The following is a 13,149-nucleotide window of genomic DNA, read 5'->3' as shown; positions in this document are numbered from 1 at the left end:
GAACAATGAGATCGAAATATGTTTTTGAATCAACACATAAGCAATATTATTTTAGGCTTAAAATTTCTTGCTTGAACATTTACGTCTTCGGTGCAATCATTTTCGGCAACGCTGCACATGCCGCCTGGAGATCGGCGTGGGTTCGCGAATTGGGTCGAGAGGAATGCGGGAGCGAACCATGCTTGGACCGACCGGTCATGCCGATACATTCACGCGCGACAACCTGCCGCCGGCGGGGGAATGGCCGGAGTTTTTGCTGGACGGCTTCGACTATCCCGAATGGTTGAATGCGGGTGTCGAACTCAGCGACCGCATGGTCGAGCGTGGTTTCGGCGATCACGTGGCGCTGATCGGCAATGGCCGCCGGCGCACTTACAAGGAGCTTGCTGACTGGACCAATCGCATCGCTCGTGCGCTCGTCGAGAATTTCGGTATCAAGCCCGGCAATCGCGTTCTCATCCGCTCGGGCAACAATCCGGCGATGATTGCCTGCTGGCTGGCGGTGACCAAGGTCGGCGCCGTTGCTGTCAACACCATGCCGATGCTCAGAGCCGGCGAGCTTTCGAAGATCATCGACAAAGCGGAAATCTCCTTCGCGCTCTGTGATACGAGGCTGCTGGAAGAACTGGTTGCCGCGGCGAAGGACAGCCGGTTTCTGAAGCAGGTCGTCGGTTTTGACGGCACCGCCAATCACGATGCCGAGCTTGATCGCATCGCGCTCAACAAGCCGGTGCGTTTCGAGGCAGCGAAGACAGGGCGGGATGATGTGGCGCTGCTCGGCTTCACCTCGGGGTCGACGGGCGTTCCCAAGGCCACGATGCATTTCCACCGGGATATCCTCATCATCGCCGATGCCTACGCCAAGGAAGTCCTCCAGGTGACGCCAGAGGATGTGTTTATCGGCTCGCCGCCAATCGCCTTTACCTTCGGGCTTGGCGGTCTCGTCGTCTTCCCGCTGCGGTTCGGGGCATCGACGGCGCTGCTGGAAAACGCCTCGCCGAAGAACATGGTCGAGATCATCCAGGAATATGGGGCGACGATCAGTTTCACCGCACCGACCGCCTACCGCGCCATGCTGGCCGCGATGGAGGAGGGGGCGGATCTTTCCTCGCTTCGGATTGCAGTTTCCGCCGGCGAGACGCTGCCGGGGCCGATCTTCGAAGAGTGGACGCGAAAGACCGGCAAGCCGATCCTCGATGGTATCGGCTCGACCGAGCTGCTGCATGTTTTCATTTCCAACCGGGTCGATGACGCCAAGCCTCATTGCACCGGCAAGCCGCTCACGGGATATGAGGCGCGCGTCGTCGACGACGAGATGAACGTGGTCCCGCGCGGCACGATCGGCAAGCTCGCGGTACGCGGCCCGATTGGCTGCCGCTATCTCGCCGACCACCGTCAGGCCGACTACGTGAGAGACGGCTGGAACCTGACCGGGGACAGCTTCATCGAGGATGAAGACGGCTACTTCCATTTCGCCGCGCGCTCCGACGATATAATTCTTTCCGCCGGCTACAATATCGCCGGGCCGGAGGTGGAGGCGGCACTTCTATCGCATGCCGACGTGATGGAATGCGCCGTCATCGGCAAGCCGGACGAAGATCGTGGCCATATCGTTCAGGCGCATGTGGTGCTGATGCCTGGCATCAACGGCTCGGATTTGTTGGTGAAGACGTTGCAGGATCACGTCAAAGCAGTGATCGCGCCCTATAAATATCCCCGGTCAATCGTCTTCGTCGAAGCCCTGCCGAAGACCGAATCCGGGAAGATACAGCGCTTCCGCCTGCGTAGCTAAAGACACCGTCAGGCGGCGGTTTCCCGCCTGGTCTCACTTGCCCGGATGTTTCGGATTCCACAGCAGAGTTTCGGCGCCTTTTTCATAAGCCATGCCCTTCGGATAGCTGATTGCCTCGAATTGCAAACCCCATGGTGCTTGGAAGTAAAGGATGGACTGGCCTGCTGCCGGGCCATCTGTGATTGGCAACGGTCCTAGCCGCGTGTCAATGTTCTTGCTGTCCAGATAAGCCTTCGCCGCATCAATGTCGTCGACGTAAAGCGAGATATGAAACGCACCGATGTCGCTGTTCTTCTGTTTGAGGTCCCGCTGATCGGATGCTGAGTATTCGAACAGTTCTATGTTCGATCCGAAACCGCATCGAACTTGTGTTATCTGCTTTATTACAGCCTTGGGGTCGACACCGAGCAGATCGGTCATGAATGTGCCCTTGTCATCAGCAAACGGCCCGAACGACATTATGACCTGGCAGCCGAGCACATTCTCGAAGAAATCGATTGCCTGCTCCATATCCGGCACCGTAAGCCCCGTATGGTCGTGACCACGAAGACCAGGCAGCCCGGTGCCTTTTGTCGCTGCTGACACAGGGTATTTCATAGTGCCTCCCCTTGCTGTATGCCGCTGTTGTTGCCCTCTCGCTGGTACCTGCGGCTCAAGTGCCAGCTTTGCGCCCCTTTCGGGCGATGATTCAAGCTCCGGACGTTTCTTCCATCAAGCTCTCGCGGCCGAGCCACTTCGGGTCGATTTCCGGTAGGGGAATGGCGTCCAGTAGCGTGCGGGTATAGTTGGAGGCGGGCGCGGCAAAGACACGCTCGCAATCACCTTCTTCCACGACTCGGCCCTGGCGCATCACATAGACGCGATTGCAGACGGCGCGGATGACGGAAAGGTCGTGGCTGATGAAGGCCATGGACAGGCCCAGATCGCGGGAAAGCTCCTTCAGCAAATTCAGCACCTGCGCCTGCGTCGAGACATCGAGGCCCGAGACGATTTCGTCCGCAAGCACGAAGTCAGGCTCCAGCAGAGCGGCGCGGGCGATACCGATGCGCTGGCGCTGGCCGCCGGAAAGTTCATGCGGATTGCGGTCGAGACAGGCATGCGGCAGCGTCACCCGGTCGAGGATTGCGGCGACGCGGCGTTCGGCGGCCTGCCGGTCGGTTGCCAGCCCGTGCAGGAGCAGCGGTTCGACCAGGATGCGGCGGATCGTATGGCGCGGATTGAGTGACGCCATCGGGTCCTGGAAGATCATCTGCATGCGCCGCCGGAGCGGCCGCATCTCGGTGTCCGGCATATGGGTGATATCCTTGCCATCAAAATGGATCGCGCCGGCGGAGAGGTCGACCAGCCGCAGCAACGCCCGTCCAAGCGTCGTCTTGCCAGAACCGCTTTCGCCGACGATGCCGACGGTTTCGGCGCGGCGGATTTCGATATCGACGCTGTGCAGCACCTTGATGCCGACGCCAGGCGGGCCAAACAGATGGCGTTTGGCGCCGTAGATGACGTCAATGCCTTTTGCGGAAAGGAGAATGTCGGATTGACTCATCTTCCGTCCTCCCGAATGCCGATTTCATGGCGCAATTGTTCGAAGACCGCTTGCGGCACCGGAGTCAGCCCGGCATCAGGCCGGTCATAGCGCGGGCCGGCGGCTATGAGGGATTTGGTGTAGATGTGTTGGGGATTGCCGAGCACCTCGGCAGTGCGGCCTTCCTCGATGACCTTGCCGGCATAAAGCAGGGTGACGGTATCGCAGATCTGTGCGACGACACCGAGATCGTGTGTGACGAAGATGACGGCGGTGCCATGCGCCTCCTGCAGGCCGCGGATCAGCCGCAGGATTTGTTTCTGCACGGTGACATCAAGAGCCGTGGTCGGCTCGTCGGCGACCACCAGTTTCGGCTCCAGCGCGAAGGCGGCGGCGATCAAGATGCGTTGGCGCATGCCGCCGGAAAGCTCGTGCGGATAGGCGCGCAGCACACGTTCTGGATCGTGGATATGGACTTCTTCCAGCAATTTCAGAGCTCGCAGCCTGGCAGCGCGCGAAGACAGGCCGCGCTTCAGCCGCAAGCCGTCGGTCAGTTGCGCCTCGATGCGGCGACCGGGATTGAGGGCGGTCTGTGGGTCCTGCGGGATCAGCGAAATCTCGTTGCCCATGATGTCGCGAAGGTCTCTCGCGGGCAGTTTCAGCAGATCGCGGCTTTCGAACAGAATAGAGCCGCTGGTAACGCGCACGGTGCGCGGCAGAATACCGAGCAAGGCTTTGGCAATAGTCGATTTGCCGGCGCCGCTTTCGCCGACGAGGCCACGCACTTCGCCGCGCTCCAGTGTCAGCGCGATGTCCCGCAGGATCGGTGCGCCGTTATCGCGATCGGAAACAGCGCTCAACGCCCTAATAGAAAGAAGTGGCTCGGTCATCGGCGCATCACCGGATCAAGGGCACGGCGCAGGCCGTCGCCGAGTTGGTTGAAGGCGAGCACCGTTGCAAAGAGGGCGATAAGCGGCACGACGAGCACCCACCAGCCGTCATAGATGATCTGCCGTCCTTGGGCGATCATGCCGCCCCAGGTCGGCGTGTCCGAGGAGACCGATAGCCCGACGAAGGAAAGGATGGCTTCGACGATGACGGCGATGCCCATTTCCAGGCTGACGAGGGCGATCAGAACCGGCGCGACATTCGGCAAGATTTCGCTGAACAGGATTTTTGCGCGAGAGAAGCCGATGGTGCGGGCGGCGGTGACATAGTCCATCTGGGCCTGGGCCTGGGTTTCAGAGCGTATGACTCGGCAGAAGCGCGTCCAGTCGATGATGACGATGGCGGCGATGACCGAATGCACGCCGGAGCCGAAAACGGCGACCAGCAGGATCGACAGCAGCACAGGCGGAAAAGCCATCCAGATGTCGACGAGGCGAGAGATCACCCTGTCGATCCAGCCGCCATACCAGCCAGCGAAGAGGCCGAGCAGCGTACCGATCAGGGCTGCCAGCCCCGCGGCGACAAAGGCGACGGTCAGAGCGACGCGCGTGCCGAAGATGGCGCGTGACAGCACGTCACGGCCGAGATCGTCCGTGCCAAGGAGAAAGCCCGGATCGGAACCGCTAAGCCAGACGGGCGGCAGGGTACCGGACATCAGGTCCTGCTCCAGAGGATCTTTCGGCGCGATATAGGGCGCGAAGATCGCAAGGATGATCAGGATCAGGATGAAGCCACCGCCGAAGATCACCTTCGGTTCCGACAGCAGCGCGCGCAGGCGTTTGGCCGTGCGCGACGGTTTGGGGGAGGCAGTCGCGGCGATATCAGCCATGGGCGAGCCTCGGATTAAAGGCGGCTACGAGCAGGTCGACGGCCAGATTGATGAGAATGAAAAGGGCGCCGAAGACCAGCACAAGACCTTGGATCAGCGGCAGGTCGCGATTGATAACGGCGTCGATCGCCATGTTGCCGATGCCGGGGTAGGCGAAGATGCGCTCGACGATGACGGTGCCGCCGATCAGGAAGGTGAATTGCACGCCCGTGAGCGCGATTGTCGGGCCGACGGCATTGCGAAGCGCTTCCTGCAGCACCAGCCGTAGGTTCGACATGCCTTTGAGTTTGGCAAGCAGGATATAGTCCTGCACCATTGCTTCCGAAAGCGTCGCCTTCAACACGCGGGCGATAATGGCGGCGAGCGGCAGTCCGAGCGCCAGCACCGGCATGACCATGTGGGCGGCGATATCGGCTGACATCTCAAAGCGGAGGGCCACCAGGCTTTCGATGAGATAGAAGGGTGTTGCAAATTGTGCGTCGATTGCCGGATCGATGCGCCCGGACAGCGGAAAGAGCGGAAAGAGAACGCCGAGGACCAGCACGAGGGCGAGTGCCCAGACGAAATCCGGCACGGCGAGAAAAAGACCGTTGAGGCTGTCAATGACGGGCTCGAGCGGCGTGCGCCGGACAAGCGTGCCTATGATCGCAACTGCACCGCCCAGGAGAACGGCGAGAACAAGGGCTGCAAAGGCGAGCTCCAGCGTTGCCGGCAGGCGTTCGCCAAGCAGGGAGAGAACGTCGCGCTTCAAGGAGATCGAGGTGCCGAAATCGCCGGACAGAACCGATTTCAGCCAGATGCCGAACTGCACCGGCAGGCTGGCGTCAAGGCCGTAATGGGCACGGAGCGCGGCGATATCGGCGGGCGTTGCGCCCGGCGATATCATCATCGCAATCGGATCGCCCGGCACGACGCGCAGCAGCACGAAGACGATCAACGCCACACCGAACAGCGTCACCGCGGCCATGATCAGGCGATTGAGAATGGAGACTGCTAGCATTCGTTATGAATTCCGATGGCATTCGCTGTCCGCCGGCGGAGAACTCAAGCCCCTCATCCGGCCTGTCGGCCACCTTCTCCCCGTTGTGACGGAGAGAAGGGGAAAGTGGCGCCCGCAGCCTACCCCTAACGACGTGTTCGCGCGAAGGAACAAAGGTCGTTCCCTCTCCCCGTCAAAACGGGGAGAGGGCTAGGGTGAGGGGCAAGGCTACAAGTGCGGAGCCGATGTCAAGCCTTCGACACCAGCGTCGGCTGCAGCGCGCCCGAAACGTTCGGCGTCACTTTCAGGCTCGACTTGTAGACGATCGGCTGGACATATTGCAGCAGCGGGATCACGTAACCCTGCTCTGCGATATATTTGATCGCTGCTTTCCAGCCGGCGATGCGCTTGGCCTCGTCCTTTTCAACCCAGAGCGGCCCCAGCATGTCGTCGACATCCTTGGTCTTCCAGGCCGAGTGCGGCGAGGGGCCGAACATGGCGAAGCCGGTGGAGGTCGTCGGGTCGCCGATGGCATTGCCCCAGTTGTAGAAGGCGGCCGGACCGAGCTGATGGGCGGCGCGCAGCTCGTAGTGCTTGGCGATTTCGTAGACTTCGATATCCGCCTCGATGCCGACCTTGCGCCACATGCCGACGATCGCCTGGATCATCTCGTAATCCTTCGGCTTGAAGCCGCGGGTCGTCTTGATGCCGAACTTCACCGGCTTTTCCGGCGAGTAGCCGCTGGCGGCCAGAAACTTCTTGGCCTGTTCCGGATCGTAGGGAATCTTGACGGAGGCGTCGTAGGCTTCGTATTCCGGCGCTTCCAGCGTCGAAAGCGGCTTGCCGTAGCCGCGCAGCAGGCGCTTAATGATCGCGTCCTTGTCGATCGCCATATTGGCGGCGAGGCGGACGTTCTTGTCCAGCATCGGATCGACATTGCTGATGAAGATCATGCCGATATCGGAGATCGGCGTCGCGACGCCGGCAAGGCCCGATTTCTTCTTCAGACGGTCGAAGTCCTCATAGGGAATTTCGAGCGTCACATCCGATGAGCCGGATTCGATTTCCGCTACGCGGCTCGTGGTATCCGGCACGAATTTGAAGATGACCGTGTCGAAGGCCGGCTCGCCGCCGAAATATTTGGGATTGGCCTTCAGCCGCAGGTAGGAATTGCCTTCATAGGCGTCGACCATATACGGGCCGGTGCCGACGGGCTTCTTTTCAAAGCCTTCCGCGCCGACCTTTGTGTAATAGTCCTTCGGCAGGACATAGCCCGTCAGGAAGGCCATCCACTTAAAGTAAGTCGGCTCGAAGCGGACGACGTCGCCGGTGATGCGATTGCCTTCCACTTTATAATTGTTGGCCGTCGACCAGATGAACTGGATCGGGTTGCCGGTCTCCTGCTTGGCGGCGCGCTCCAGCGACCAGACGATGTCGTCGGGTGTGAATTTGGAGCCGTCGTGCCAGGTCACGCCCTCGCGGACATCCATCCAGACCTTTGTCTTGTCGTCATTCCAGCCCCAGGCGGTGAGCAATCCCGGCTGGAATTTCAGATCCGGGCCCTGGCCGATGAACTGGTCGAAGACCGACCGATAGATCGCCTGGATCGTCGGATTGACCGCCGATGGGCCGGTGGTCGGGTCGAAAGAGGGCAAATTGACGTTGAAAGCAATCGTTAGCGTGCCGGCTTCAGCCGCTTCCACGCTCGTCCTGCCCGCGAGAATCCCAGTAATGAAAGCAGCTGCGCCGAGGCTCAATGCCTCGCGCCGAGTAAGCGTTGTCATGGTCACTCCGTTCCCCTGTTAAGCGGTAGAAAAGCACGAAGCCCGCCTACCACTGGCGATTTATTGTCGGAATGTTTTAATCTTAAAATAAGGCTTTTGAACCGGCAAGCGCTTTCTCTGGGCATTTCGCAGATTCCGAGCGAGCTTACGGATGGCGGTTTCGAGGATAGAGTCCTACAATCTATGCATACGCATATATGTACGTTCGTCATTTATGACTTAGGATGGCATTTTTCCCGAGCCTCAACCTGCATATGCTCCGGACATTCGTATGGATTGCAGAGTTTCCTATTTGTTCATTGACAGTCGGACGAGGTTCAAAATATGATTTTGCAAATGATTTAAGAACAAGCCCGATAGGGCAAAGGGGTAACTTCGATGGCCGAACGGTCGTTTGCGCGCGAAGTCGAGGATCTGAAGCTCGGGGAGGGTGACACCTTCCGCGGCGAAGGCATTCTCGCGATCACCAAAGCGTTGTTGCAGTCCGGTGTTTCCTATGTCGGCGGTTATCAGGGATCGCCGATTTCCCATCTCATGGACGTGCTCGCCGACGCCAAGGATGTGATGGAAGACCTGGGCGTCCACTTCGAGACCTCGGCCTCAGAAGCAGCCGCTGCTGCCATGCTGTCGGCCTCTGTCATGTATCCGGTACGAGGCGCCGTCACCTGGAAATCGACTGCGGGCACCAATGTTGCCTCCGATGCGCTCTCCAACCTGTCGTCCGGCGGCGTCACCGGCGGCGCGCTGATCATCATCGGCGAAGATTACGGCGAAGGCTCTTCGATCATGCAGGAGCGCAGCCATGCCTATGCGATGAAATCGCAGATGTGGCTGCTCAATCCGCGCCCGAACCTGCCCTCGATCGTGCAGGCGGTCGAGGAGGGCTTCGAACTGTCGGAAGCCTCCAACACGCCGGTCATGCTGCAGGTGGGTATTCGCAGCTGCCATGTTCACGGCCAGTTTGAAGCCAAGGACAACAAGCGGCCGAAATATACGCTCAAGCAGGCGTTGGAAAATCCGGTGCGCGACGTCAACCGCATCGTGCTGCCGCCGGCCTCCTTCCTGCATGAGAAGGAGAAGCTGGAAAAACGCTGGCCGGCCGCTGTCGAATTCATCAAGAGGCGCCAGCTCAACGAATATTTCGGTCCGTCCGAAGGCGAAGTCGGCATCATCCTCCTCGGCGGCATGTACAACGGCGTCATGCGAGCGCTGCAGCAGCTCGGCCTTGCCGATGTCTACGGCAACTCCGCGATGCCGCTTTATGTCCTCAATGTCGCTTATCCGCTGGTCGACGATCAGATGGCCGAGTTCTGCGCGAACAAGAAGGCCGTGCTGATGGTCGAAGAGGGGGCGCCGGAATATATCGAGCAATCGCTCAACACCATCCTGCGCCGCCGCGATATCCAGACCAAGGTTTCCGGCAAGGACGTCCTGCCGATGGGCGGTGAATATACACCGCCGGTGCTGACGAGGGGCATCAAAGCCTTCCTTGAGACGCATCAGCGTGTGTTGCTTGGCAACCAGCCGCCTTTGCCGGACCCGACGCCCGTTCTCAACGACCCGAAGGTCAAAGCGCTGGCCGAAGTCGTGCCGCCGCGCCCACCGGGTTTCTGCATCGGCTGTCCCGAAAGACCAATCTTTGCGGCGATGAAGCTGGTCGAGAACGAACTTGGTCAACATCACATCTCCGGCGATATCGGATGCCACCTGTTCTCGATCCTGCCGCCCTTCAACATCGGCAGCACGACGATGGGCTACGGCCTCGGCCCGGCCGCCGCTTCCGCCTTCAATGTCGCCGCCGACAAGCGCGCCATCTCCGTGATGGGCGATGGCGGCTTCTGGCACAACGGCCTGGCGACCTCGGTCGGCAATGCCGTCTTCAACAAGCAGGACGGCGTCATCCTGGTCGTCGACAACTATTATTCGGCGGCGACCGGCGGGCAGGATATCCCGTCTTCGCGCGCCTTGAACCCGCGCCGCAAGACCAACAATTCCATCGTCAACGCCGTCAAGGGCATTGGCGCCACCTGGGTTCGGCAGATCGACCGCACCTATGATGTCGGCAAGATGCGCGACACGCTACGCGAGGCACTGACCTCGAAGGAGCCAGGCCCGAAGATCATCGTCGCCTCGTCGGAATGCATGCTGAACAAGCAGCGGCGTGTGAAGCCGCAATTCGCCAAGGCGGTGAAGGACGGCCAACGCATGGTCAAGGAGCGCTTCGGCGTCGATGAGGATGTGTGCACCGGCGATCACGCCTGCATCCGTCTTTCCGGCTGTCCGTCGCTGTCGGTCAAGCACACCGACGATCCGCTGAAGGACGACCCAGTGGCGGCGGTCGACAACAATTGCGTTGGCTGCGGCAATTGCGGCGAGGTAGCGGAGGCGGCGGTTCTCTGTCCCTCCTTCTATCGCGCCGATATCATCCATAATCCCACTGGCTGGGATCGCTTCCTTGCCCGCATGCGCGCCGCCGTCATCGGCTGGCTGCAGGCCCGCCGCCAGGCCGGCCGCATCGTCTTTGCGGATTGAGGGATCGATATGAACGAGCATGTCAGCATGACCGATATCGGCACCCAACGTCTGTCGACCGACAAGCCGCTGTCACTGGCCATCCTCGCCATGGGCGGGCAGGGCGGCGGTGTTTTGGCCGACTGGATCGTCGGCCTTGCCGAAGCCGAGGGCTGGATGGCGCAGACCACCTCTGTTCCAGGCGTAGCGCAGCGCACGGGCGCGACGATCTACTATATCGAGATGCTGCCGGCCCGCGACGGACATGCGCCGATCTTCTCGCTGATGCCGACACCGGGCGATGTCGATGTCGTCATGGCTGCGGAGCTGATGGAAGCCGGCCGCTCCGTGCTGCGTGGCCTGGTAACGCCCGACAAGACCGTGCTGATTGCCTCGACCCATCGTTCCTTCGCCGTCGGTGAAAAGGAGAAGCCGGGCGATGGTATCGGCAATCCGGAAGTGGTGGTCGACGCTACGGAATTTGCTGCCAAGCGCACCATCGCTTTCGACATGGAGACGCTTGCCGTCAAGAACGGCAGCGTGATTTCCGCTTCGATGTTCGGTGCGCTCGCGGCCTCGGGGGCGCTGCCTTTCGCCAAACAGGCCTTTGAAGCGATGATCCGCGCCGGCGGCAAGGGCATAGAACCCAGCCTGAAGGCTTTCAATGCCGCATTCGATCGGGCCAAGGACAAGCCGCGCGATGCGGTTTCCGCGACACCGCCGAAACATTTCGATGCCTTGCCGGAAACAGCCGGCCATCCGGCGCTCGACCGTCTGGTGCATCGCATCCGTGCCGAATTTCCGAAGGAGGCGCGGCAGCTGCTGTTTGCCGGCGTCAAGAAACTCACGGACTATCAGGACCCAGCCTATGCCGATGAGTACCTGACCCGCGTTGCGGCACTCCATGCGATTGATCGCAAAGCCGGCGGTGCGGCCAAGGATTTCGCTTTTACTGTGCAGGCGGCGAAATATACCGCGGTTGCCATGGCCTATGACGATGTCATCCGGGTTGCCGATCTGAAAGTGAGGGCTTCGCGCTTCGATCGTGTGCGCAAGGAAGTCGGCGCCAAGGACGACCAGATCGTTTATATGACCGAATATATGCATCCGCGCATGGAAGAGGTCTGCGGCACCTTGCCGAAAGGCCTCGGCCTTTGGATCGAGAGCCGGCCGGCGCTTTTTAGCCGCCTAGACCGCATGGTCAACAAGGGCCGCCGTGTGCAGACCGGCACGCTCTTCTGGTTCCTCGGGCTCTACGTCGTCTCAGCGCTGCGCCGAACCCGCCGGGGCACGCTCCGCCATATGCGTGAAGTCAAGCATCGGGAGGCTTGGCTCGCAGCCGCGACCAACCTGCTCGGTACGAATTACGATCTCGCCGTCGAAGTCCTTGACAATCGCCGTCTGGTCAAAGGCTATTCCGACACGCATGCGCGCGGCCTGTCGAAATTCGATCGGGTGATGTCTGCACTGTCGATGCTTCGCGATCGGGATGATGGGGCAGCTTGGATGCGTCGGCTGAGACAGGCGGCGCTGCTGGACGAGAAGGGGATTGAGCTGGACGGGGCGCTGAAGACGGTGGCGACGCTGTGAAATTGCAGAAAGTGTATTACAGTGTAACAATCGTGTGCTAAGATAGCGGACAGTTGAGGATATCCGCTATGCGCACAAGCAAGCCCATTACAGTCACGCTTGGAAAGCAACAGCATCTTTTGGACGCACGTCTCGAGTCAGGTGCATATGAATCTGCCAGCGAAGTCGTTCGTGCTGCGTTACGTGCCCTTGATCGTGAGGAAGCGGCGGTTAACGCAGTAATGCGAGCCAAAATTCGCGAGGCGCTGGAAGATCCTGCTGCGGACATCCCGGCTGACGACGTCTTCGCGGAGCTACGTGCTTACCACCTAGAACAGATGAAAGCCGATAAGCGTGGTTCATAGGATTGTCTTCAGACCGGCGGCGAGAGCCGATCTCAAGGCGCTCTATGACTACATTGCAAAACAGACTGATCACAGACTGGCTGGCGAATATCTCGATCGGTTAGAAGCTTCCTGTCAGGCGCTAACAGTTTTCCCAGAACGTGGCACCGTTCGCAATGATCTCCTCCCGGGCATCAGAATTATAGGTTTCGAACGCCGGGTGTCGATTGCGTTCATGGCCGAAGCCGACACTGTACGTATTCTACGTGTGCTTTATGGTGGGCAAAGCTTTCCGGAAGATTGGTCGCCAGACTAACCAATCGCCAACTTCGTTCCTCAAATCTCATGCTTGCGGATATTGTGCAGCACCTTGTGCAGCGTCGAGATGAATGCCCGGTATTCCGTCTCCTCCACGCCATCGAACATCTGCAGAAACAGATCGTACATGGTCGGCCAGACCTTTTCGAAGGCGGCGCGGCCTTCTTCGGTGATGGAGACGTCGCGGATGCGCATGTCCTCGACGCGCGGCTGACGGCGGATGAAACCTTGCTGCTCCAGGGAGTCCAGGGTGCGGCTCATCGTCGATTGTTCGGTGACGGCAAAGACGGAGAGTTCGTTGATGGTGACCGAGGAAGAGACGCTGAGGACGGCGAGCGCTCGCATCTTCGCGGTCGTCATGTCATATTCGCGCAGCTCTTCCGACATGTTGACGTTCCAGCGGGCCATCAGCCGGTTCATCAGATAGGGGGCGAAGTGGTTGAGTCCGATTTCGCCCATGGTCGGACGCTTCTCGGTGTCCTCCTGGCTGCGTCGCCGTAAAACCGTGCCTGAAAACCGCTCCTCCATTGGACGATATCTCCCCGTGGAACCT

12 protein-coding genes are annotated in these 13,149 nt (G+C 60.1%); 5 read left to right on the top strand and 7 right to left on the bottom strand.

Going from position 1 to position 13,149, the window contains the following annotated elements; all coding sequences use genetic code 11:
- Nucleotides 1–178 precede the first annotated feature (178 nt).
- A complete protein-coding gene (locus PY649_RS17765; protein WP_285869913.1) occupies nt 179–1,792 on the top strand; it encodes an AMP-binding protein in 1,614 nt (537 codons plus the stop codon).
- A 33-nt stretch (nt 1,793–1,825) separates the two neighbouring features.
- Here the strand turns inward: PY649_RS17765 and PY649_RS17760 are convergent, their stop codons facing one another.
- From PY649_RS17760 to PY649_RS17735, 6 genes are all read right to left on the bottom strand, one after another.
- Nucleotides 1,826–2,389, bottom strand: a complete 564-nt coding sequence (locus tag PY649_RS17760; RefSeq protein ID WP_285869912.1) for a VOC family protein — start codon at nt 2,387–2,389, stop codon at nt 1,826–1,828.
- 91 nt (nt 2,390–2,480) lie between these two features.
- A complete protein-coding gene (locus PY649_RS17755; RefSeq protein WP_285869911.1) occupies nt 2,481–3,335 on the bottom strand; it encodes an ATP-binding cassette domain-containing protein in 855 nt (284 codons plus the stop codon).
- Nucleotides 3,332–4,204 (bottom strand): ABC transporter ATP-binding protein, encoded by an 873-nt coding sequence (locus tag PY649_RS17750; protein ID WP_285869910.1) that lies wholly within the window; start codon nt 4,202–4,204, stop codon nt 3,332–3,334. The genes PY649_RS17755 and PY649_RS17750 overlap by 4 nt, the downstream gene beginning before the upstream one ends.
- A complete protein-coding gene (locus PY649_RS17745; protein WP_285869909.1) occupies nt 4,201–5,091 on the bottom strand; it encodes an ABC transporter permease in 891 nt (296 codons plus the stop codon). The genes PY649_RS17750 and PY649_RS17745 overlap by 4 nt, the downstream gene beginning before the upstream one ends.
- Entirely contained in the window at nt 5,084–6,091 is a 1,008-nt protein-coding gene (locus PY649_RS17740) for an ABC transporter permease (RefSeq protein WP_285869908.1), read from the bottom strand. Before PY649_RS17740 ends, PY649_RS17745 begins: the two co-directional genes overlap by 8 nt.
- A gap of 227 nt (nt 6,092–6,318) precedes the next feature.
- Entirely contained in the window at nt 6,319–7,854 is a 1,536-nt protein-coding gene (locus tag PY649_RS17735) for an ABC transporter substrate-binding protein (protein WP_285869907.1), read from the bottom strand.
- 378 nt (nt 7,855–8,232) lie between these two features.
- Between PY649_RS17735 and PY649_RS17730 the strand changes: the two genes are divergently transcribed.
- The 4 genes from PY649_RS17730 to PY649_RS17715 all read left to right on the top strand — a co-directional run bounded on the left by PY649_RS17730 (nt 8,233) and on the right by PY649_RS17715 (nt 12,594).
- On the top strand, nt 8,233–10,386 hold the full coding sequence (locus PY649_RS17730) for an indolepyruvate ferredoxin oxidoreductase subunit alpha (RefSeq protein ID WP_285869906.1): 2,154 nt from the start codon (nt 8,233–8,235) through the stop codon (nt 10,384–10,386).
- A gap of 9 nt (nt 10,387–10,395) precedes the next feature.
- Nucleotides 10,396–11,955 carry an indolepyruvate oxidoreductase subunit beta family protein gene (locus tag PY649_RS17725; RefSeq protein WP_285869905.1) on the top strand — a complete coding sequence of 520 codons (1,560 nt, stop codon included), beginning with the start codon at nt 10,396–10,398 and terminating at the stop codon, nt 11,953–11,955.
- 68 nt (nt 11,956–12,023) lie between these two features.
- Complete coding sequence (locus PY649_RS17720) at nt 12,024–12,299, top strand: type II toxin-antitoxin system ParD family antitoxin (protein ID WP_285869904.1); 276 nt, start codon at nt 12,024–12,026, stop codon at nt 12,297–12,299.
- Nucleotides 12,289–12,594 (top strand): type II toxin-antitoxin system RelE/ParE family toxin, encoded by a 306-nt coding sequence (locus PY649_RS17715; RefSeq protein WP_285869903.1) that lies wholly within the window; start codon nt 12,289–12,291, stop codon nt 12,592–12,594. The genes PY649_RS17720 and PY649_RS17715 overlap by 11 nt, the downstream gene beginning before the upstream one ends.
- 20 nt (nt 12,595–12,614) lie before the next feature.
- Here PY649_RS17715 and PY649_RS17710 read toward each other — a convergent pair whose 3' ends face one another.
- The gene (locus tag PY649_RS17710; RefSeq protein ID WP_285869902.1) at nt 12,615–13,124 is read right to left on the bottom strand and encodes a MarR family winged helix-turn-helix transcriptional regulator; all 510 of its coding nucleotides are present in this window, start codon (nt 13,122–13,124) and stop codon (nt 12,615–12,617) included.
- Nucleotides 13,125–13,149: the final 25 nt, after the last annotated feature.

It is taken from the genome of Rhizobium mayense, assembly GCF_030272705.1.
GTDB classification, from domain to species: domain Bacteria; phylum Pseudomonadota; class Alphaproteobacteria; order Rhizobiales; family Rhizobiaceae; genus Rhizobium; species Rhizobium mayense.
Note: the sequence above shows the minus strand (reverse complement) of the source record. Positions and strands in the feature narration are given on the sequence as shown.

Excerpts from the sequence above, each read along its gene's own strand:
- PY649_RS17730 (WP_285869906.1), top strand. The coding sequence starts at position 8,233 with ATGGCCGAACGGTCGTTTGCGCGCGAAGTCGAGGATCTGAAGCTCGGG.
- PY649_RS17750 (WP_285869910.1), bottom strand. The coding sequence starts at position 4,204 with ATGACCGAGCCACTTCTTTCTATTAGGGCGTTGAGCGCTGTTTCCGAT.
- PY649_RS17725 (WP_285869905.1), top strand. The coding sequence starts at position 10,396 with ATGAACGAGCATGTCAGCATGACCGATATCGGCACCCAACGTCTGTCG.
- PY649_RS17735 (WP_285869907.1), bottom strand. The coding sequence starts at position 7,854 with ATGACAACGCTTACTCGGCGCGAGGCATTGAGCCTCGGCGCAGCTGCT.
- PY649_RS17710 (WP_285869902.1), bottom strand. The coding sequence starts at position 13,124 with ATGGAGGAGCGGTTTTCAGGCACGGTTTTACGGCGACGCAGCCAGGAG.
- PY649_RS17720 (WP_285869904.1), top strand. The coding sequence starts at position 12,024 with ATGCGCACAAGCAAGCCCATTACAGTCACGCTTGGAAAGCAACAGCAT.
- PY649_RS17740 (WP_285869908.1), bottom strand. The coding sequence starts at position 6,091 with ATGCTAGCAGTCTCCATTCTCAATCGCCTGATCATGGCCGCGGTGACG.
- PY649_RS17745 (WP_285869909.1), bottom strand. The coding sequence starts at position 5,091 with ATGGCTGATATCGCCGCGACTGCCTCCCCCAAACCGTCGCGCACGGCC.
- PY649_RS17765 (WP_285869913.1), top strand. The coding sequence starts at position 179 with ATGCTTGGACCGACCGGTCATGCCGATACATTCACGCGCGACAACCTG.
- PY649_RS17755 (WP_285869911.1), bottom strand. The coding sequence starts at position 3,335 with ATGAGTCAATCCGACATTCTCCTTTCCGCAAAAGGCATTGACGTCATC.
- PY649_RS17760 (WP_285869912.1), bottom strand. The coding sequence starts at position 2,389 with ATGAAATACCCTGTGTCAGCAGCGACAAAAGGCACCGGGCTGCCTGGT.